The following is a 19,736-nucleotide window of genomic DNA, read 5'->3' as shown; positions in this document are numbered from 1 at the left end:
GGTGCTCCTTTCAGGATAACGAAAAAAACCCTATCCGGAAACCTAACAAAATAAAAGCAGAGATACCTAGCGAAATAAGACCGGCCAGGCCGAAATCCAGTACCAGTTTCAGTTTGACACTGCGAGGCTCATATCTTGCTGTATAGAAAACGGTTTGCTGCTGCTGCTTTTCAGAACCACCCATAAACATATTCGCCATGAAAATATATACCATCCCGACAATCAGGAAAAAGATCATCATGGCTGCCCCTTCTTTCCCATATGACTTACTAACACTCAGCCTTCAATCATTTTGAGGTAAGGGATCTCCTTCCCGTCGACTATGGCAATGTATGCAGGCGTATCGGTTTCATATATTGTCGTTCCTACGGGCAGTTTATTAGCAGTCCCATTTTTAAAGTGATTTGCCCGATCAGTTTGTCTGGTTATTTCAGCAAACTTTTCACCCAGTGTGTATTCCAGTTCCTGTACCCATTGGACATCTTCGGCATTGGAATACACCAGCCCACCAATGTAGAAAATGTCAGCACCTTCATAATCCAAAAAATCGCCCGGATTTGGATTGCCGAATGTATTTGTGATGGGATTTCTGCCATCATCGCCGCAGCCAGCTAATATGAACGTCACCACAAGCAACGTAAGGAATGCGTATAAGACTTTCATACGACCGCCTCCATTTAATCAGACGATGACAAATGGCTGAAGTTTCTTCAATTATCAAACCCCTGCTGCAATAAAAGCATTCGATAAAACGGATCAGCACTTTTTCTTAAACGTTTGCAGCTTTAAAAAATTTTTATGAGAGCATTAAGGTTTAGATGGATACAATAGCTTGCCTTATCGTGCACCTCCACTACCCGCATAAAAATGGCGTAGACCAATCACTTTATTTTATTGTCTTACCCGTTCATGAAAAACTAATTGATACGATTAGTGTTTTTTGTCATTTTTTTTGGGATAAAATAAGCAATCGTGGCAGCGAGAAAACCGAAAATTAGTGTCCGTAAAAAGGAACTGCCCCCACTGATGATAACAGCTTCTTCAGGCAAACCAGCACTCATATTCCAAGCCTCTTCAATACCGGGTGTATATGTAAATGTAAGGAACAGTCCGGATAAAATTTGGAATAAAGAAAATAGCAATATAAAGCTTGTGGTAAAAATAATATAATTTTTCATGATTGGCACCCCCATAATTTTTAACATCTGGTACTCAATAAAGTTTCATTTATGGACTAACCTTTTACATGCAGGATGTTGGATCTATTGATATTAAAAATAGATATGCTCTTCCTTAGCAGATACCAGGTTATCCAGCTTTTCTTCAATCCTGCCCAACAAAAAATGAGACCACTTCAATAATGACAGCTAGTGTAAATAAAAGCATAAACAACTAAAACAAAATATCCCCTGCCATGACTCCATTCATGACCATATCTCCCTCCTGCAGTATCGCTTATTTTTATACTCAAGATAACATATGTATTGTTTGTCTATGAATGTTCGTCTATAATTTCCCACAAAGGAGGCTTCACCCATGAAAAAGAAAAATAGACTCATTCAAAAGCCGAATCTGCCTGAACATTTAGAACCCATCAAAATAGATAAATTAGCGGATCAATCTTTTTACGAAAAGGTCACAATTAATAGTGTAATTAGCACGGTACATGCCGAACGAGTAAGGTTTGATCAAATCCATTTCAAAGATGTCATCTTCAGCGAAGTCAATCTGCCATTTTCCCAATGGCTTGATGTCTTATTCGAAAACTGTGACCTCTCCCATGTCCGGTTGAATGATGCGCGTTTTAACCGCGTTAAGTTCAGAGGATGCAAACTCGCCGGTACCGACTTTGATCAGGCTGTCATGGATGATGTGACATGGACAGACTGTCAGGCACCTTATGTTCTCTGTAATCTTACAGAGCTTCGGGATGTTCATTTTGACAATTGTTTATTAAAAGGCGCCAACTTCATCGATGCATCCCAGCGTAATTTACAGTTTGGCACTTCAGACATTCATGATATACAGCTTACCGGCACATCACTAAAGAATGTCGACCTCAGCCGCTGCCAGTTCACCCATCTACACCTGGACGAACAAGACTTGCGCGGTGCGTTCATTGCATCTGAACAGGCAGCAGGATTTATTCAGTTATTTGGAGTGAATGTGAAGGACGACTGAACCTATCTTCATGGCATTGAATTTGTCATAAACTTAATGACCAAAGCCAAAACTCCTAAGAAAATGGTTACCAAAGTCGAATAAAATAGTCTTTTATGAAAAGCAGTGTATTGACCACTTTTGACAAACATATGATACATAACATAAATCAGTATGCCTAAGATGATCGAACCAATCCAACTGGTTAAACCTAAATTCGTTGCCAGTGCTCTCCAATTGATCACCAAAAATAATGAATGTAAGATGAATGATTACGAGGGGTATGGTTAAAACTGTTAAGGCTGTTTTCAGCATTGTCTTTTACTCCATTTAACGTTCCAATACACATCAGATTTTAGGGAACTGCGATCATCCCTCTTAAGGCATTTGTATCTTTGGGAGGAACAACATAGCCATCTTTTTCGTGACCTACATACATAAACACACTTTCTTCCCCTTCGTCTCCAAGCATTAAATGCAGTCCGTGTGTCTCACCATTTTCATAGCGAATCATTATATCATAGTCGGGCTTTTCTTTCGTCATATCTGCATTTGTACCTTTTGCATGCTGTAAAATGCTTTCCAAAGCCGTAATCGTTTCTGCTTCACGAAAAGAAATGAAAAAATTCTCATTTAAGCCTCCATAACCTTCTGACTCCGAAATTGAAATGGAAGATACATGATCCAATAAAGTCATCTCTTCATTGTGTTGCGCTTGGCATCCAATCAGCGTCAATGTGCAAAATGATAATAGCAAAAATAAGAATGCCTTCCTTATAACCTCAATCCCAATCATATATGCTCCCATCTTCATTTCTGTATTCAAGAAGATCCCCGGGCTGACAGTCAAGTGCTTCACATATCGCATCTAACGTTGACAGTCTGATAGCTTTAGCCTTTCCATTTTTGAGGATGGAAAGGTTAGCCATCGTTATTCCGACTAGTTCGGAAAGTTCTGTTAAGCTCATTTTCAGCTTAGCAAGCATCACATCAATATTAATCACAATGGCCATGTTTTCACCTCAGACGGTCAGATCGTGTTCTGTTTTTATTTCCAATGCACTCCGCAGCAGCTCCTGGAGAACAGCCGCAAAGAGCGAGATAATGAAAGCCGCAAAAATAATGGCTAATCCTATCAGTGCTATGCCAGGATGCAATGCGCTTTGTGTTCCAAGAAAAATCATTCCCATAACATATATGATAACAATGACTGCTGCACAATGCTTTATTTGCTTTAAGGCGATAACAGCTGATTCCGAAAAAGCATCCTTATTTTCAATGTGATGTAACAACTTCAAAGACTGATATAAGGCGAACAAAAATGGTATTAACGTAACATACATACCTGCAAGAACAGGATACCGCAAATAAGCGAACTCCGGATACGTCTCTGCTGTATAACCTGCCAGCCGCGGCAGCAGAAATAGACACAAAGCAAGCACTAGAAATCCAATAACAACAATAGCCACCTTTAAAAAAGTGGTCGTTCCCCGTTTCATAACCAGCACCTCACTTTTTTGTCGTTGGCTATAGCTTAATACATTTTTTATCGCATTTCAATAAATAATTATTAATTTACAATATATCAAGTGAAAAACCTGTGCCTTTATGAAACAAGCCGTGCCATTCATTGTTCCAGATAAGAACCCATTTTATTGATATCAATCACAATTGATTTTCCAATTTACCCCAAAAGGTTTATGATTTGGTCATTTTGTTTAATTAACGTATTATTTTGTCCCATGAATTTTGTAAAGTCAAATAAGAATATGATTAGAATAATTAAAATAAAAATAACAAACATAACATCACCTCAATACTAAGCTACAATCCAAAATACTACTAGCCCCTTCAATAGCCAAGCAGCACCGATTCGTTAAATTATATTCTAAGAAAGCATATTAAAGCAATTATTAGTCTTTTATTCTGTCATCTAATTTTCTTGAGAAGTAAAAACATAGCAAACCAGAAATCAAGGAGACAAGAAAAGGTATAATAGCAAGGAACGGCATTATAACGGTCCAGAAAAGTAAATATGCACTTACAGCGAATAAAAACAAACTGACGATAAGCAAAAAACTTGATCCAAATTCCTTCAACGCATCCAAACATATCACCTTCCGTAATTATCTAAATTCATTTGCTGACTCTTTCGCTTTTTAAAAAATATGATCCACCAATAGATAAGATATAAATAACCGATAAGTGATAGATAAGCCCAAATTGAACCTTCTTGCAATCGCCATAAGAAATATTCAACTTCAGTTGGACCCCGCCCATGTCTGTTTAAATAGTTGAACCATTTGATCAATATAATCACAGCTATGGCTGCAACAGACCTTCTGATATTCTTTTTTAGAATGAGCGTTATCACAACCGCAGGTAATGTGACGATCGGCAAATATTGAATGCCAGCAAATAAGGCTATTAGTGAAAAGAAATAAAGAAGCAAAAAGAAATAAGAACCATCAATCACAAAACCAGCTAATGTGATCGTTCCTAAAATTAGTATAGCAATCGAAGCAAAGCAGCTCCATTTTATATTTTTTTAGTACGTTGTATTTCCCCTCCATACTTGTTGCCATCACTCACCTTGACACTACCTCTCTTATGATATCAGTATCAACTTCTTAAAAATTCAGCTAACGATGATTACTTTTTCCTGGATTCCATATACTTCTATGTTAACATGCCTGCATTAAAGACCGATACAATCATTACAAAATACATGATCAACCGCGTAAAGTAAAATCTCTCATCAACTGTGAATTCGGTATATGAAAAAGAGGCAATCACAAATCCGACAGCAACCAATAGTGATAAAATCAATTGTCCTTTCACCGATTGAACCATGCTGTCCCTCCTCACTCCATGACATAAGTCTATACTACAAGATTGATTATTTTCTTTCGCACCGTTGTGTTAATGAAAGACCAAGGATACTAGACAGAACTAACTAACAAAAAGAAAGCGATTATACACAATGCAGCAAAGACTTGCACGATCATGCCGACCATACTGCAAATCAAACCAGAAATCGCCAGCCCCCTGCCCGTGCACATCCATTCATTCCTTATTAAAAATTTCTCCTAATCCATATCCCATTTCCGACAACAAACGGGCGGCTTTCTCAAAAAAAGCGTAATTCCAAGCTAAAAGAATTACGCCTTTTTTAACACAACCAGCCTTAACCGTTATTCCTCATCTGTCGATTCCCGGGCGGCCTCCCCGCTTGCTGATGTTTCTGTGTCATCCGAACCTCTGGCGGCTGAGGCTTCTTCATAATATTTTTCCCTCTGTGCACTAAAGTGACCAGCCTTTCCGTGGGATACGTAGCTTTCCAGCATTGCTTTCAAATCCATGCCGGTTGTTTCCTTCAAAGACTCCTGAATACCGAGCATCGTTGAGGTGACATTGTTGGCGACTTTTGATGACCCGCCTTTTGAATCACTGCCGCCCATATCAATCACTTTCATATCCTGAATCTGAGAAATCGGTGCTGACACTTTTTCAGCGTACTCAGGCAATACGTTAATCAACATTTCCACAATTGCTGCCTCCCCGTATTGCTCCATCGCTTTGGCCATCCGTTCTTTGGACTCGGCTTCGGCAATACCGCGCTGGCGGATAACGTCTGCCTCTGACTCACCTTTAATCCGTTCTTTTTCCGCTTCAGCTTCTGCCGCTTTCGTCGTTTGATAAGCTTCCGTATCGGCGAGTGAGCGGCGGCGCTTGTTTTCCTCTTCTTCCAGTTCAACCGCACGTTGTTTCTCGATATATTCAACTTTTAATTCTTCATCCTTCACTTGCTGGGCGAGTTTCTGCCGTTCCAGTTCGCCCGCCTGCTCGGCATTCGCCTTAGCACGATTCGTTTCTTTCTGGAATTCAGCTTCCTTAATATCTTTTTCATTTTTGGACTGGGCAATGGCTGTTAAACGACGGTTTTCTTCCTCCTGTGCTTCCTGATCATTCTGAGCCTGATAAATACGTGTTTCCTTTTTCGCGTCAGACTCTGCCTGATTCGCCAGTTTTTGCACTTCAGCAATGTGTGGACGACCCAAGGCATCAATATAGCCGTTCTCGACATCAACATCTTCCACATCATTTAACGCAAACGATGTGATTTCAAAACCCATGCCCTTTAAGTCGGCCTCAGCGATCTTCTTCACCTGTGTATTCACTTCTTTAAAATCGTTATAAATTTTTTCAATAGAAAGCGACGCAATAATCGCACGCAGATGTCCGTTTAATACATCCCTTAATTCGGATTCACGTTCACTTTGTTTTTTACCAAGAAATTTTTCAGCAAAATTAGCCATAATCTCCAGCTCACTGCCGATACTGATAACAGCCGTACTGACTACTCGCACCGGAATTCCTTCCTTGGTATACGCTTTTTCGGAATCGACCTGCAGCTGGAAGGAAGTTAAGTCAATCGGTGTAGCGGTCTGAAACATACGGAGACGATACCCGCCACCGCGTATGATTTTGACTGAACGTCCATTTTCGTCCTGGAAGACATTCCGCTCTTTTTCCGGATCACCAAGCTTCGGTCCGGTTACAATAAGCGCTTCATTGGAGCTCGCTGTCTTATAGCGGAGCCTGAAAATAATAAACGTGATCAACCCCACAATAATGGCGACCACCCCAACAATAGCAAGAATAAGTAAAATTAAGGCATCCTGAAACAAAAAATCCGCTCCTTTGTTAATGATTCCGATCCATCGACCTATATCAATGAATCTATATTACAATACGATTACAAACTACATAAAGTTTCAACATTCATATAATTCATTTTTAAACCGTTAAATTTAATATCTGCATTTGGCGATAAGTGCCAGCCTTTAATCAATGAGGTGAAAGGGGGGAAAAATGAGTGAAAAGGTTAGCAGTAAAGTGAAAAACATGCTTTTGCATATCGTGATACGTATTAGCTAGTAATCACCACAAAATTTAAGAAAGAGGCAGCCAAGTACCTTTCGCCATTCCTTTAACATCTTCTATAAGACTGACGTCATAAAATAAAGATACAAATTCGATAGTGGTACCGACATCACTATCAATTATCAACCTGTATCCGAATAATAGAAGGATTAGACCAGCACATCTCCACGCCACGTCTTAAAAATTATAAAACCACTTTGTAGGCAATAAAAAAGTCCATGGCATTGTAATAATGGCAATAGCTAGTGCGACCTTTATTCTGAGCGCTTTCTCGCCGATGAGCTTTCTGAACGTAACTTTATAATTGAACAGAAAAATGAAAAACGCTGACACCATTATAAAGAACACAATAATCATAACGGCCAGCGGATGACTGAACGGATCATAACTGATGGCGTTTATTAAGTCATTTGGCAATCCGAGCATATCACTGCCCATCAACAATCCAAACAAGGACATGGCACCGATCATATCAGCCGTAAACCCAAACAACCAGACTTTCAAAATACTTTTCCTATAAAATGTTTTCAAATTCTGTTGTGTGTTAACCAATTTAAACAGATAGAAACAAACGATGATAACCAATGAATCAATGAGGAAATTACCGATGAGCATCACGAAAAGAATCGGCGGGAAAAATAGTAAAATCCATATCGGAAAAATAACATTATAAACCTTGATGTCTTTCATCCTTATTACGCTCTCCTCTTTTCCAACTCATTCTGCGGAGCTTGAGCTGTTAGTATAACCTTCCCAAACCTTCCAGTCGACCTTATTATTTTCAACATCGTTTGCAGATGAGCTGTCTCACTGACCATTTCATTACTTTGCTGAAATGGTCGTATCATTGCCATCCATTTCCACATAAAATCCTTCGCAGCCAAATGATTCTCCGCTACCTGATTGATCGTCATAATCCTAATAGTGCAAATTCATAAAGACACCCCCGCAGTCGTAATATCTTCAGCGAGAGGCGTATTTCAGCCGATAGTTTTCCTCTTGTGTTGATATTTTCGCTCTTCTGTTGATACGCTTCCTCTTGTGCTGATATTTCCTCCGTCCTGCAGATATTCCCACTCTTATGTAGATATTTCCGCGCTTCTGCAGATTCATGTGCTGCTTCTGCTGATATTTGTTTTTCTGTCGATACGCTCGCTCTTATGCAGATACTCCGCTATGCTCTACATGTTTTCAGCTACTATTTCGTTTCAGCAAATTAGAAGCGCCAATAAAACTTAAACCCAACACGACAATAAAGTAAGCAATAAACTTATCACCCACCACCCTATTAAACTCAACCAAACCGATCAAAAAAAACTGTCCAACACCAAACAAGCCTAAACCAGACCAAAATAATACTTTACTGGGCACGTCACTCATCCCTTATGAATTTTTTAAACAACCAAACATCACTATCACTTATCATCCATTTTCGACAAAATACCGATAATCCCTTTTAAAAAATTAAAATTCTTATGAAAAAAGCTCATCTGTTTTGCACTACTCCATTTCGAATTTCAGGCAATTTCGCTGAATTCTCTCATGCTGCTACTGTTATTCAATTATGCCGATAAGTAGAAGTAAAAAAGGACGCCTTCTTTGACTTAAGGAAAGCGTCCAAGCCTTTCATGATCAATTTAATTTAACTCATACGTTATAACAAGGATCAAACGCCGACGCCTGAGATATTCTGCAACGGAAATATCAGTCAATACCGCAAACAGACGTTGAAAATGGAACACTGAAGCATTCACCTGTTCGGTAATATCCTCAAGTAAAATGTCATCAAGCAAATGTTTTTCCATATAGTCGATAGCCCTCTGTAATGATTCAACCTACATCATATCACTCACTCCCTAAGGTTATATTAGCAGGGATTAAGGCGGCATCCTGTCATTATGTGCTCTATTTGGACAGCATAAGAAAACGTAATTGGCCGGAAAACGCATCTGACAGCTAAAATATGTTTCACTCCCTAACCAGTCTTCTTGGTTACAAATTCCTGTTTAAAAAAGGGTCTAGCGTTTCGGTATCGAATAAATAGAAGCAGAAAGATTCAGAATGAGCAGCGCTTAAACTGTGAAGGCAAAGTTCCAAAAGGCCCCCGCAATAGCGAGGGGCGTAAAGCATGAATAGTCCAATTAAAAACCAGATTAATACAATTTTTGTACATGTCAGTAATTTGGAGCGATCCGTTAATCTATCAACAATTGCCAAGTACCTGTCCTTGTTCATGATGATTCAGAAATTCTAAGAGTCTCTCACTGACTTTATCTGTGCCTTTACCAAGCCAAATGAGGTGACCCCATGTATCCAGCACGCAAAGTTCCGAATTCTGAATATGCTGCTGGGCATATTCGGCATGCTCCAAAGGAACCGATCCATCGTGACGGCTGTGCATCAGCAATGTAGGACATTTAATTCGTTGCAATTCCTCAGACGAAAGTGTACCCGTTTGCTGTAAATCCATTATAAAACCGCTCCCCGATCGCTGCCGGTTATTCATTCTTTTAATCGCATCAACATCTTCTTCATGCATTTGGCTTTTTACTTCCTCATATGAAAGTTTGGTAAATGAAGGCACCATATGCTTGAAAGTAAAGTTTGGAAAACGGTTATTCAAGGTTGCAATGAGTTTCCATATGAATTTTTCAATAGAGGGCCTGAACAAAATATGTGCAGCTTTGTATTCTTTGTCTTTGGGCGTCAGCCATTGTTTTGTGACCGCACTTTGCAATATCAGTGTTTTAACTCTCTCAGGGAAACACGCGGCAAAACAGATCCCGCTTGATCCCCCGGCAGAAACAGCAAGAAGGTGGACCTTCTCAATATTTAAGTAATCCAGTATTTTTGCATAATGATCACAGGCCATTGACAAGCTTTCGCCAATTTCGCTGGATGTTCGGCTATATCCAGCTCTTGATGGGGTGATAATTGTAAAGCCGTTCCGGACTAACGGTTCATAGCCAAACTCCTCATAACAATTGGAATGCCCGCCATGCATCACAAAGATTGCCTGAGCACCGCTACCCCGTATAATCGAATATTCAATCATTTCACCATCAATTGTACAGGTTTCAATCTCCCTATTCATAAACATTTCTCCAATTCAAAAACAGATGTATCTAGTTTAATATCTATTGTTCCATAATTGGCCATAAAATGGAATAGCGTATCTTATAATTAGCTCCGGAAAGGAACATTAAAGATGCGGTCTGCGTTATATTTTCTGAATAAACCTGTTAGAAAAGGGTTCCGAGTTCCGGCATTGAATAAAAGGAAGATCTCGGTAAGTGCTTGAAATGTCGGAAAACACTTCTGCAAAGAGCCTATAATCGGGATTAGCAAGGAAAGTGGAATGAACAATACAATTAAAAACCATATTCTTCAAAGGATTGAGTCAGGTTTCATCTGTGGCAATCTGTGACATGAATGATAGCCCATATTCACAGGGGATGATTTTAAGTGTCTAGTCTTCCGTGCCCAGCAATATTTTGAGATGAATCGCGGTTAGACACACAATGTTTGTTACATGTGACTGACACTTCGGGATCCCCTGTAAAAATGTGACATACGCTCATCATGATTCAAGTTTACTAACAGAAGCCAGTTTATTTATGATTTGTTAAGATTTCAAGGACGTTCGAGACAAAGACATCATGATTTATTTTCAGAGCAATACGTGCACAGTTTGGTCCAAAACAATTACTCGACCCTGGTCGGAAGTCAGCAATACTTTTACCGTATGCAAAGTTACCTTTATATTCAACCTTAACCTCTCGTTTTTTGTACTCATACAACCCGCTGATATCAAGAGCTGCCATTAAAGCTGCCAAATCATGCTGCGGTGTTCCAGCAATACCTGGCTCTAGTTGTTGATAGACTTCATAATAGAAATCTAAGATCGGTTTGATGATTTCTTCTAAAGGTGAATCTGAACGCGTATCGATGAGATTGACAATGCTTGGAGATAATAAGGCGTCCCTTGTCACATTTAAAGGTACGATCGTCAGGTTAACTACATTTTGACAAACGTAATTAGCGGCAATCGGATCACCGAAAAAGTTCGCTTCCGCTACTTCGGTCTCATTGCCAGGTTCGATGAAAGCTCCACCCATCACATAGGTTTCTTTTACATCTTCCATCACTTCAGGACTTAAATAATGGGCTATGGCCAGAGAAGTGCATCGTCCGACATTTACGATGATTACCTCATCACGGTTGTCCTTGATCAAATTGAACAGCTTACTGAAATTCGTACGATTTGCATAGCGTTCTTCTGGAATTGGAGGATCAATCGGGCCCAGTCCTTCTATGCCATGAATTTCAGGAAAAAATTCAGGTTCTTCACCACTTAAGGGACGTGTAGCACCAGCAATGACAGGAATATCTGTACGGCCTGCTAGTTCCAGCAAATACTCGACATTCCTATACGCTTTTTCCCGATCGATGTTACCGTACCCACTGACCACGCCAATCAGATCTACCTCAGGATTCTTCAGCGCGTAAGTCAACGCAATAGAATCATCTATACCTGTATCGGCAAATAAGATTATTTTTTTCATTTTTTCACCTCAACCTACCTTATGAAAAAAAGACAGGTTTGCTTGTATGTTTGTCCGATGAAAGTTTTGAAGAGGAAAAGATGGTTACGCGTTCATGTGTAACCGGTAGAAATAAATACAGATCTAGCGCCTCTTAAAAAAGGGTTTTCGATCTCTTTGTTGAATAAGTAAACGTAAAGATCAAAAATCTTAAAAGGGTGGGAAAACAATGAGTTTAAAAGAAGTGTTTGTGAGCCAGTTAAGGGCTTGCCATGATCAGAATACGTGGTTTGTATCACTAAACAATGCCATTAAGGGTGTTACTGCGGAACAGGCAGCCTGGAAAAATGATAAATCAACACATTCCATCCAGGAAATCGTTCATCATTTAGCATACTATAACAAACGATATTTAAACCGCTTCAAAGGGATTCAAAACGCTGATGGAGCAAATAGCATAGACGCCACGTTTCATAATCCTGAGGAACAAACCTGGCAATCAACAATGGTATTAATTGATGACATCATGACAGAATGGCGACAATCAGTTGAGGAAAGTGACGACAAAAAAATTGATGACTGGGCTGGAGAACTTGCCCATCTTACGCTTCACAATACGTATCATATTGGGCAAATCGTCCATATCCGAAAACAACATGGAATATGGAATCCGGAGCAAGGGGTTCAATAATAATGTCAACAAACAGGTCATGTTCACCGGAGGACCAGTATGCTTGAAATACTTGATGCAGCCCCCTCAAATGTCGATCAGCATGGATTTTTCGGTCTGCGCAGCAAACCCAATTCTGACGGCTATAAATCACTGTTTCAGCCAATAAGGAAGGTTTAAAACTAAAAATTATCCTGGAAAATGGAAGACAGAGGGGGTTTATTGAATACATACCAGGTCAGTTTACGTGGCGATCGATGAATACCAAAAACTATATGGTCGTTCACTGTGTGTGAATCGTTGGCAGAAATCAGGGGAAAGGATTTAGGAAAAAGCTTATTAAAGCATGTATAAGGATGCATTTGTTTCAGTGAAAACCATTAATCCTAACAGGGCAGCACACCTAATCATGTGCTGTCCTTCCGATCATTAACATATGGAAAAAGATGATCCCTTCTCGCCTTCTTCCCCTTGCGCTTTCTTTCCTGAAAAATGCTTTTTTGACCTTATTCCCTGCTTAAATCAAACTGCAACTTGATTCTTGATTAACACATATAAATCCGGCAGCAGTATCCAGGCAGATATTACAGATAACCAGATAATAAAGCCTATAATTGCAGATTAAAAAGATAGAAAACGCATTCGGGAAAATTCATATCATCGAAATATGTTATGATACTCATTAATATTAAAAACGAAAGGGAATGACCGGCTTGGATATTAAGCATCTTCACTATTTTTTGGAAGTAAGTAGAATCGAAAATTTCACACAAGCAGCCGAGAATCTCTATATTACACAGTCGGCCCTCAGCCGTATTATCAAAACATTGGAAGAAGACTTGGGTGTTCCTCTCTTTCACCGGTCAAGGAAAAAAGTAACACTTACTGACGCTGGAAAAGTGCTGCATAAACACGCATTGGAAATCAAACAGCAAATAACGGAACTGGAACAGGAAATGGATCAATTACGCACTATGAAAACAGGCCATATTCGAATTGGTTTGCCAACGGTTGTTAACTCCTTCTTTTTTTCACAATTGATTGCTGAATTTCATCAGCAATACCCAGGTGTTACATTTCATTTAGAAGAAAATGGATCAAAAATAATTGAAGAAAAGGTTTGGGATGGCCAATTAGATTGCGGTGTTGTCGTTCTAAATGATCATCCAGCATTGGATTACTACACATTTATTGAGGATCATTTACATCTTGTTGTTTCCAGCGATCATCCTTTCGCAAAAAAATCACACGTGGAGATAAAGGATTTAAAAGAAGAATCGTTTATCATGTTTAATCAGGATTTTGAATCACGAAATATTATTATTCAAGCATGTAAAAACCATGGATTTGAACCCAGAATTGTCTCCGAAACATCACAAATTGACTTTTTAGAGGAAATGGTCGCAACCAATTTAGGCATAACACTCCTGCCTGAAACAACCAGTCAACATTTTATGAAGGATGTTGCGATCATTCCGGTTATAAACCCGGACATTGCCTGGAATTTAGCCTTTGTCTGGAAAAAGGATGCCTACTTGTCATTAATCAGCAAGCAGCAATTTATCTCATTTACAAAAGATAAATTAATGCAGCACAAACAGACCTAATTCTGTGAAAAGGACAGGATTAGGTCTGTACTCGTTTACATGTATTTTCGTTATCCTAAGCATACTGAATCAGCATTGTACTTTAGCACTTGTGCGGGATTATAATTTAATATGCCGGATAAGGTAAGACAAAGCTTCGAGGTGACACAAACATGGCGTCAAAATTAATGAAAGATACGCGAGTCGTACAAACCGATCAAGTGCTAATTAACGACTTGAACAATTATCACTCCCTATTTGGCGGTGTGTTAATGAAAAAAATGGATGCGTGCGCGACACTGTCTGCCAGAAGACACTCACGTATCAAAGAATGTGTGACAGCTTCTACAGATTCCGTTCACTTTATAACACCAATTCGTCAAACAGATTCGGTATGTATCGAATCATTTGTAACATATACCGGAAAAAGTTCAATGGAGGTTTTTTGCAAAGTCATTGCAGAAGACCTGGAAACAGGTGATAGAAGACTCGCAGCAACAGCATTTTTTACTTTTGTTGCGATCGGCCCCGATAAGAAACCTGTTCAAGTACCAAAGGTGATACCAGAAACTGAGGAAGAAAAATACCTTTATGAAACCAGCAGTGAACGTGTCAATATAAGAGATTTAAAGAGGCAGCAAAACAAAAAATTGATTTCTTCGTTATCAATCGATAAACCATGGGATTAAGGAGAGGTATTATGCTTATTTCAGCAAATGCTCAAGAGCTGCAACGTGTTAAACAAGCAATCGAAAGGCTGAAAGAAAACGAACCAGTACAATATCAGCAGTTCAAAAATGTTATTAACCTTACACGGCAGTTGCAATACAGCTTTCAATATTTGGGCTGTTTAATCATGAATGATGATCCGCGAGAGTTTGAGCCACGTTTACAAGACGGTTATGTGCTTTCAATATATAAAAATGAAATCGAAAACCTGAAACAAAAACAACCCATTGACGCTGTACAAGAGCTATTAGCAGCTTATAAACGTGTAAGCTATGATCATATCTGTAAATTAGTTTTAGGCGAAAACGTAGACATGTTAGCAGGTCCAATGGTTGTCAAGTAAGCAATAACAGCCGAATCTCCTGATTTAGCTCTATTTAGTGCATGAAATTGCACAAACCTTGGAATAGAAGTCCTAGAAGATGAAGGTCTTGTACCTGGTGCAAACTTTTTAATGCAATCGTACTGGCCTGATAAGGGGGTAGCCATTTAATGGTCTATCCCCTTTTTCTTCCAAACAACCTCTTTTTATGCTTCGCTTTTTCCTTTTTTGGCTTCTTGCCCAAAAGCGTTTCTTTAACTTTATACCGCTGATCCCTGCTGCTGAGGATGTATAGCATATCACCTGCTTCAATTATGGAATCGCCGCTTGGTGTAATTAAATCTTCTCCTCTGACAATGCCTATAACCAATGTATCATCAGGCAGGGTAATGTCCGTTAGCGTTGTCTTGACAGCTGGTGCATTTTTACCGATGGGCAGCTTCATAATTTCAGAATCCGTATTGCCTAAATTAATCATCTCAAATCCGCTTGCATCAAATTCATTGCCTCCCCCTGTCAATCCCAGCTTCGTCGCGAGGGGGGACAATGTACTGCCTTGGATAAGAGCAGAAATGAGCACAACGAAAAAGACCGCATTGAATATAAGTGTTGCATTTTCCAGCTCGGCCACAATCGGATACGTCGCCAAAACAATCGGGACCGCCCCTTTTAATCCTGCCCAGGAAATAAACAGCTGTTCTTTGAGATTATATTTGAAGAAAATCATACTCAGAAAAATTGCGACAGGTCTGGCAATAAACATGAGAATAACAGCCAATAGAACACCTTGCCAACCGACATTCAATAAATGGCTTGGGAATACGAGCAATCCTAAGAAAATAAACATAATGATCTGCATCATCCAGGCAAAACCTTCATTGAACCGGACAATCGAGAACTTATACATCAAATCACTATTGCCAATAAAGACAGCCATCACATATACGGCCAAAAATCCACTCCCGCCAAAATAGTCCGTAACACCATATGTAAAAACTGCACTTCCCATGGCCAAAATCGGGTACATGCCGGATATATCTAGTTTAATGTGATTGATCACCAGCACGCTTAATTTTCCAAACAGGAAGCCAAATAGCAAACCGAATCCCATTTGTATAAAAAAGTCGCCAACTGCTGTCCAGATCGAACTGTCCGGGATTTGAATCATTTCAATCAGTGCCAGCGTTAAAAACACTGCCATTGGATCATTTGTACCGGATTCCGCCTCCAATGTAGCTGTCATTTTTTTCCTTATATTTTTGTTCCCTAATACCGAGAATACCGCCGCAGCATCGGTTGACCCGACAATTGCCCCAAAAAGCATACCTTCAAGCAGCGGGAGATCGAGAATATACATGGCTGCCAACCCGGTAATGACAGTCGTCAGCAGTACACCGGCAGTCGCCAGTACGCCTGATGAACCAATCACTGGCCGAATATGATCCCAACTGGTTTGCACACCACCTTCAAACAGGATGATAATCAAAGCCATAATCCCGATAAATTGGGTGAGCTCCACATTTTCAAAGTAAATAACCTGATTAAGCAGCATCCCGACAAACAGGAATAAGACAAGCGAAGGCAACCCTAATCGTGCGGAAAATTTGGTTGTAAACACACCAACGAGGAGCATGAGTGCAAATAAAAAGACGAACGATTCAACGGAAGCATCCATGAAGAAAATCCTCTCAAATAAAGCTGTTGATATGTATATTATCCATGTTTTGCCGGTAAAAAACAAAAATTCCGATTATCTGAGCAAAAACTCAGATAACCGGATCATATGGTTCATATCGTGGATTAAAATAGCATGGCGGTCTGGGACCTATTACGGGAAGGGACCATTTTTTGGAGTTATCGTCATACAGCATTTCCGCTTTTTCTTGCGACCGGGAAATCAATAAATACCTCACTTCGGGATTGTAGTAGTAATCATACATGGCAACGCCCTCCTTTCAGGGATTACTTTATTCTATCCTATTCACGTCCGCATATCGTGAGCCTGTTCACGTTACGTTTTAATGAGGCGGGCACGACAGCCGCCCATTTGGCATAACGTAATTTGAACAGCTTTTTTGAGGAGGTTTTACTGGACAATGTCTGAAAATAAACGTCACAAACAGAAATACCCTTTATATCCCAACTACGGGAAAATAACTCAATATGAAGATGTTGCCATTACGGTTCCTGAACAGCGCCAATACCGCCAACCCGGTGTTGAAAGCCTGATGGTTCCCAGGCCGATTGTGGAGAATCCGAATCAGGAAGGAAGCGGGAAACTGGAAGGAAAAGTGGCCCTCATTACAGGCGGTGACAGCGGAATGGGGGCAGCGGCTGCCATCGCTTTTGCTAAGGAGGGGGCTGATGTTGCAATTGCTTACTTGGATGAACATGAAGATGCGAATCGCACAAAAATGCGAATTGAGGAACTTGGACAGCGCTGTCTGTCGCTGCCGGGTGACCTCAGAGAAAAACAGCAATGCATCCACATTGTTAACAGGACCATTGAAACGTTTGGACAGCTTCATATTCTTTGCAACCATGTCGGTATTCAATTCCAGCAATTAAGTCTGGAGGATATTACTGACGAGCAGTTCGATGATACGTTTAAAGTGAATATCTACTCTCACTTTTATACAACCCGGGCAGCATTAAAACACTTACAAGCCGGCAGCTCGATCATCAATACATCATCGGTTGTCACTTTTGACGGAAATAAACAATTAATTGATTACACAGCCACAAAGGGTGCCAATATCGGATTTACCCGCGCATTGGCCAACAATCTCGTGGATAAAGGGATTCGCGTTAATGCCATTGCCCCTGGTCGAATATGGACACCGCTGATTCCGTCCAGTTTTTCTGCCGATCAGGTCACTCTTGCCGGCAACCCAATGGATCGACAGGGACAGCCATTTGAAGTAGCACCAACATTTGTCTACCTGGCTTCCGATGACTCCCGCTTTGTCACCGGTCAGACGCTGCATGTTAACGGTGGTCAGGTGTTCGACTAAGCAACGGATAGCGACAGAATCGGAATCCCCGCTTTAGTATGATACTGAACGATGAAGCCTGTAAGCGGAATGAGCACGAATGATATACATTAATTTGAATACCTTCTTTTATATAATTAGGTTGAGTCAGAATTTAGAACACGTCTGTGTTGGCTCAATATACTAAAAGGGGATATCCATTATGAAGAAATTTTTTGTTTTGTTTTCAGCCATGATCCTATTACTGCTGGCAGCTTGCGGCAATAACGGCAGCGATGGCGGGGAAACTGCAAAATCTGACGGGCAACGTACCGAACAGCAAGGTGAAGACGCATCAGATACATCAGACGATGAAGGTGACACGATAACCCAGGAGGAAAATGAAGAAACCGAAGCACAAGTCGGTGATACGGTCACCTCAGAGGCTGGTGAAACAACGCTTGTCAGCCGTACTGATGACGTTGGTACATTTGAGTCCGGGCCAATCAATCTGACCATTGACAAAGTAAACGGTGCATCTGCCGATTTGACAGGTGATGTTGCTGAGATGATGGAGACAGAAGAATTGGAATACATCCAGGTTGACATGAATGTTGACAACACATTCGAGGATAACGTCTCATTCTACGCATCACAGGCAACGATGACAACAGATACCGGGGAACAATTGGAACCAGATATGCTATTGAGTGAACATATCGACGGCGAATTTATCGGCGAAGTCAGTAAATCAGGCACATCATTCTATATATTGGAAGATTCCCAAGCTGAAGACGTGGAATCCGTACGTCTGATCTATAGTGCCGCAAGCAATGACGATTTTGAAGATATTGGCGATGAGATTGATGTTGAGGTAGAGCTGGAGCAGTAAAATACCTCTCCTAAAGATAAAAGGTGTACACAGCTGCAACTTATTGTAAAATCAAAATAAAAACAACATACGATATAAAAACGCCAATGCTGGTACACCGACGGCACAATAAGCCTGACCCATTCAAGGGAGCCAGCACTGAAAAAGATAGACTCCCGAGATACCAGAGAGTACTCAAAGGGCGTCTATTTTTTTTATGGTTAAGAATTGTGATGACTAACTTGCAAATATCATCATCTATCAGTTTCCCTTTTTGTCATACTAGTGATCATTGATTGTACCTATCACATCGGGAGAATCATCCAGGAAACTGAATATTTTTCGATTTGTCCAGATCCCTTACGAAGCAGCAATTTTTCCTTTATTACGGTTGGTTTACTTGTTTCACAAATTCTTTCATTAGTCCCGGCAGATCAGGCCAGGCATGACCAGATACCAAATTGCCATTTAGTGTACAGAGATTCTTCTATGTAGATTGATCCCGCCGCTTCCACTTCCGGCTTGCAGGCAATATATGCGGTCAGTTCACGGCCATGTAGATGCTCCTTAACCGTCGTAAGGATTTGAGCTGCATGGCAGATGGCTGCAATTGGTTTATTTGCCTCGAAAAAGTGACCGACAATCCCAGGTACATATTCATTCAGGCGAATATGCTCTGGTGCTCGGCCACCCGGAATAATCAGCGCATCATAATCAGCCGGATTAACCTCATCAAAACTCGCCGTCGCTTCAATAAGGTACCCTTCTTTCTCCGTGTACGTTTCCCAGCCAACAAAGTCATGGACAACTGTATGCAGCTTTTCCGCCGATCCCAGCAATTGTTGTGTCAAATCCTTCCTCCAGACAGCGGAAGTACGGGTAATAAATCTCCAGCGCCTCCACAGCATCCCCGGCAATTATCTACAATCACTGCT

The 19,736-nt window shown here is 40.4% G+C and carries 21 protein-coding genes and 2 pseudogenes; 7 read left to right on the top strand and 16 right to left on the bottom strand.

Going from position 1 to position 19,736, the window contains the following annotated elements; genetic code table 11:
* Positions 1-10: 10 nt before the first annotated feature.
* From BM195_RS06340 to BM195_RS06330, 3 genes are all read right to left on the bottom strand, one after another.
* Positions 11-241 carry a hypothetical protein gene (locus BM195_RS06340; RefSeq protein ID WP_139223978.1) on the bottom strand — a complete coding sequence of 77 codons (231 nt, stop codon included), beginning with the start codon at positions 239-241 and terminating at the stop codon, positions 11-13.
* Positions 242-276: 35 nt separating this feature from the next.
* Complete coding sequence (locus tag BM195_RS06335) at positions 277-663, bottom strand: hypothetical protein (RefSeq protein ID WP_090235341.1); 387 nt, start codon at positions 661-663, stop codon at positions 277-279.
* Between the two features lie 254 nt (positions 664-917).
* Complete coding sequence (locus BM195_RS06330) at positions 918-1,178, bottom strand: hypothetical protein (RefSeq protein ID WP_090235338.1); 261 nt, start codon at positions 1,176-1,178, stop codon at positions 918-920.
* 358 nt (positions 1,179-1,536) lie between these two features.
* Between BM195_RS06330 and BM195_RS06325 the strand changes: the two genes are divergently transcribed.
* Complete coding sequence (locus tag BM195_RS06325) at positions 1,537-2,181, top strand: pentapeptide repeat-containing protein (RefSeq protein ID WP_090235335.1); 645 nt, start codon at positions 1,537-1,539, stop codon at positions 2,179-2,181.
* Positions 2,182-2,515: 334 nt separating this feature from the next.
* On the opposite strand, the gene BM195_RS06315 is transcribed toward BM195_RS06325, so the two are convergent.
* From BM195_RS06315 to BM195_RS06260, 10 genes and pseudogenes are all read right to left on the bottom strand, one after another.
* Positions 2,516-2,956, bottom strand: coding sequence for a YhfM domain-containing protein (locus BM195_RS06315; protein WP_090235333.1), 441 nt, complete (start codon positions 2,954-2,956; stop codon positions 2,516-2,518).
* Positions 2,943-3,173, bottom strand: a complete 231-nt coding sequence (locus tag BM195_RS06310; RefSeq protein ID WP_090235330.1) for a helix-turn-helix domain-containing protein — start codon at positions 3,171-3,173, stop codon at positions 2,943-2,945. The genes BM195_RS06315 and BM195_RS06310 overlap by 14 nt, the downstream gene beginning before the upstream one ends.
* Before the next feature lie 9 nt (positions 3,174-3,182).
* Positions 3,183-3,659 (bottom strand): DUF2975 domain-containing protein, encoded by a 477-nt coding sequence (locus BM195_RS06305; protein ID WP_090235327.1) that lies wholly within the window; start codon positions 3,657-3,659, stop codon positions 3,183-3,185.
* Positions 3,660-4,839: 1,180 nt separating this feature from the next.
* On the bottom strand, positions 4,840-5,013 hold the full coding sequence (locus BM195_RS18265) for a hypothetical protein (protein ID WP_170848170.1): 174 nt from the start codon (positions 5,011-5,013) through the stop codon (positions 4,840-4,842).
* Between the two features lie 341 nt (positions 5,014-5,354).
* Complete coding sequence (locus BM195_RS06290) at positions 5,355-6,851, bottom strand: flotillin family protein (RefSeq protein ID WP_090235320.1); 1,497 nt, start codon at positions 6,849-6,851, stop codon at positions 5,355-5,357.
* A gap of 433 nt (positions 6,852-7,284) precedes the next feature.
* Positions 7,285-7,797, bottom strand: coding sequence for a hypothetical protein (locus BM195_RS06285; protein ID WP_090235317.1), 513 nt, complete (start codon positions 7,795-7,797; stop codon positions 7,285-7,287).
* A 501-nt stretch (positions 7,798-8,298) separates the two neighbouring features.
* Positions 8,299-8,478 carry a hypothetical protein gene (locus BM195_RS06275; RefSeq protein WP_090235311.1) on the bottom strand — a complete coding sequence of 60 codons (180 nt, stop codon included), beginning with the start codon at positions 8,476-8,478 and terminating at the stop codon, positions 8,299-8,301.
* Positions 8,479-8,768: 290 nt separating this feature from the next.
* Positions 8,769-8,912: pseudogene (locus BM195_RS06270) on the bottom strand (helix-turn-helix transcriptional regulator); the annotation flags it as partial.
* A 398-nt stretch (positions 8,913-9,310) separates the two neighbouring features.
* On the bottom strand, positions 9,311-10,201 hold the full coding sequence (locus BM195_RS06265; RefSeq protein ID WP_090235305.1) for an alpha/beta fold hydrolase: 891 nt from the start codon (positions 10,199-10,201) through the stop codon (positions 9,311-9,313).
* Between the two features lie 517 nt (positions 10,202-10,718).
* Entirely contained in the window at positions 10,719-11,672 is a 954-nt protein-coding gene (locus BM195_RS06260) for a nucleoside hydrolase (RefSeq protein ID WP_090235299.1), read from the bottom strand.
* A gap of 208 nt (positions 11,673-11,880) precedes the next feature.
* Between BM195_RS06260 and BM195_RS06255 the strand changes: the two genes are divergently transcribed.
* The 4 genes from BM195_RS06255 (at position 11,881) to BM195_RS06240 (ending at position 14,979) form a co-directional block, all read left to right on the top strand.
* Positions 11,881-12,342, top strand: a complete 462-nt coding sequence (locus tag BM195_RS06255; RefSeq protein ID WP_090235295.1) for a DinB family protein — start codon at positions 11,881-11,883, stop codon at positions 12,340-12,342.
* A gap of 692 nt (positions 12,343-13,034) precedes the next feature.
* A complete protein-coding gene (locus BM195_RS06250) occupies positions 13,035-13,928 on the top strand; it encodes a LysR family transcriptional regulator (protein WP_090235291.1) in 894 nt (297 codons plus the stop codon).
* A 152-nt stretch (positions 13,929-14,080) separates the two neighbouring features.
* Positions 14,081-14,596, top strand: a complete 516-nt coding sequence (locus tag BM195_RS06245) for an acyl-CoA thioesterase (RefSeq protein WP_090235287.1) — start codon at positions 14,081-14,083, stop codon at positions 14,594-14,596.
* Between the two features lie 11 nt (positions 14,597-14,607).
* Positions 14,608-14,979 (top strand): hypothetical protein, encoded by a 372-nt coding sequence (locus BM195_RS06240; protein ID WP_090235284.1) that lies wholly within the window; start codon positions 14,608-14,610, stop codon positions 14,977-14,979.
* A 154-nt stretch (positions 14,980-15,133) separates the two neighbouring features.
* Here BM195_RS06240 and BM195_RS06235 read toward each other — a convergent pair whose 3' ends face one another.
* Both BM195_RS06235 and BM195_RS18260 read right to left on the bottom strand, forming a co-directional pair.
* Positions 15,134-16,633, bottom strand: a complete 1,500-nt coding sequence (locus tag BM195_RS06235) for a potassium/proton antiporter (RefSeq protein WP_090235281.1) — start codon at positions 16,631-16,633, stop codon at positions 15,134-15,136.
* Positions 16,634-16,724: 91 nt separating this feature from the next.
* Positions 16,725-16,898, bottom strand: coding sequence for a hypothetical protein (locus BM195_RS18260; protein WP_170848169.1), 174 nt, complete (start codon positions 16,896-16,898; stop codon positions 16,725-16,727).
* A gap of 156 nt (positions 16,899-17,054) precedes the next feature.
* Here BM195_RS18260 and BM195_RS06230 point away from each other — a divergent pair, with 156 nt between their 5' ends.
* Together BM195_RS06230 and BM195_RS06225 are read left to right on the top strand one after the other, a co-directional pair.
* The gene (locus tag BM195_RS06230; RefSeq protein ID WP_090235279.1) at positions 17,055-17,972 is read left to right on the top strand and encodes an SDR family oxidoreductase; all 918 of its coding nucleotides are present in this window, start codon (positions 17,055-17,057) and stop codon (positions 17,970-17,972) included.
* A 181-nt stretch (positions 17,973-18,153) separates the two neighbouring features.
* On the top strand, positions 18,154-18,822 hold the full coding sequence (locus BM195_RS06225; protein ID WP_090235276.1) for a hypothetical protein: 669 nt from the start codon (positions 18,154-18,156) through the stop codon (positions 18,820-18,822).
* Positions 18,823-19,186: 364 nt separating this feature from the next.
* On the opposite strand, the pseudogene BM195_RS06220 reads toward BM195_RS06225, so the two are convergent.
* Positions 19,187-19,722 (bottom strand): annotated as a pseudogene (locus tag BM195_RS06220) (DJ-1/PfpI family protein).
* Between the last annotated feature and the right edge of the window lie 14 nt (positions 19,723-19,736).

The organism is Lentibacillus halodurans (genome assembly GCF_900112045.1).
GTDB lineage: Bacteria > Bacillota > Bacilli > Bacillales > Amphibacillaceae > Lentibacillus > Lentibacillus halodurans.
The sequence above is the reverse complement of the archived record's forward strand: the minus strand, read 5'-3'. Positions and strand labels throughout refer to the sequence as shown.

Excerpts from the sequence above, each read along its gene's own strand:
- BM195_RS06340 (WP_139223978.1), bottom strand. The coding sequence starts at position 241 with ATGATGATCTTTTTCCTGATTGTCGGGATGGTATATATTTTCATGGCG.
- BM195_RS06335 (WP_090235341.1), bottom strand. The coding sequence starts at position 663 with ATGAAAGTCTTATACGCATTCCTTACGTTGCTTGTGGTGACGTTCATA.
- BM195_RS06330 (WP_090235338.1), bottom strand. The coding sequence starts at position 1,178 with ATGAAAAATTATATTATTTTTACCACAAGCTTTATATTGCTATTTTCT.
- BM195_RS06325 (WP_090235335.1), top strand. The coding sequence starts at position 1,537 with ATGAAAAAGAAAAATAGACTCATTCAAAAGCCGAATCTGCCTGAACAT.
- BM195_RS06315 (WP_090235333.1), bottom strand. The coding sequence starts at position 2,956 with ATGATTGGGATTGAGGTTATAAGGAAGGCATTCTTATTTTTGCTATTA.
- BM195_RS06310 (WP_090235330.1), bottom strand. The coding sequence starts at position 3,173 with ATGGCCATTGTGATTAATATTGATGTGATGCTTGCTAAGCTGAAAATG.
- BM195_RS06305 (WP_090235327.1), bottom strand. The coding sequence starts at position 3,659 with ATGAAACGGGGAACGACCACTTTTTTAAAGGTGGCTATTGTTGTTATT.
- BM195_RS18265 (WP_170848170.1), bottom strand. The coding sequence starts at position 5,013 with ATGGTTCAATCGGTGAAAGGACAATTGATTTTATCACTATTGGTTGCT.
- BM195_RS06285 (WP_090235317.1), bottom strand. The coding sequence starts at position 7,797 with ATGAAAGACATCAAGGTTTATAATGTTATTTTTCCGATATGGATTTTA.
- BM195_RS06265 (WP_090235305.1), bottom strand. The coding sequence starts at position 10,201 with ATGAATAGGGAGATTGAAACCTGTACAATTGATGGTGAAATGATTGAA.
- BM195_RS06260 (WP_090235299.1), bottom strand. The coding sequence starts at position 11,672 with ATGAAAAAAATAATCTTATTTGCCGATACAGGTATAGATGATTCTATT.
- BM195_RS06255 (WP_090235295.1), top strand. The coding sequence starts at position 11,881 with ATGAGTTTAAAAGAAGTGTTTGTGAGCCAGTTAAGGGCTTGCCATGAT.
- BM195_RS06245 (WP_090235287.1), top strand. The coding sequence starts at position 14,081 with ATGGCGTCAAAATTAATGAAAGATACGCGAGTCGTACAAACCGATCAA.
- BM195_RS06240 (WP_090235284.1), top strand. The coding sequence starts at position 14,608 with ATGCTTATTTCAGCAAATGCTCAAGAGCTGCAACGTGTTAAACAAGCA.
- BM195_RS06235 (WP_090235281.1), bottom strand. The coding sequence starts at position 16,633 with ATGGATGCTTCCGTTGAATCGTTCGTCTTTTTATTTGCACTCATGCTC.
- BM195_RS18260 (WP_170848169.1), bottom strand. The coding sequence starts at position 16,898 with ATGTATGATTACTACTACAATCCCGAAGTGAGGTATTTATTGATTTCC.
- BM195_RS06230 (WP_090235279.1), top strand. The coding sequence starts at position 17,055 with ATGTCTGAAAATAAACGTCACAAACAGAAATACCCTTTATATCCCAAC.
- BM195_RS06225 (WP_090235276.1), top strand. The coding sequence starts at position 18,154 with ATGAAGAAATTTTTTGTTTTGTTTTCAGCCATGATCCTATTACTGCTG.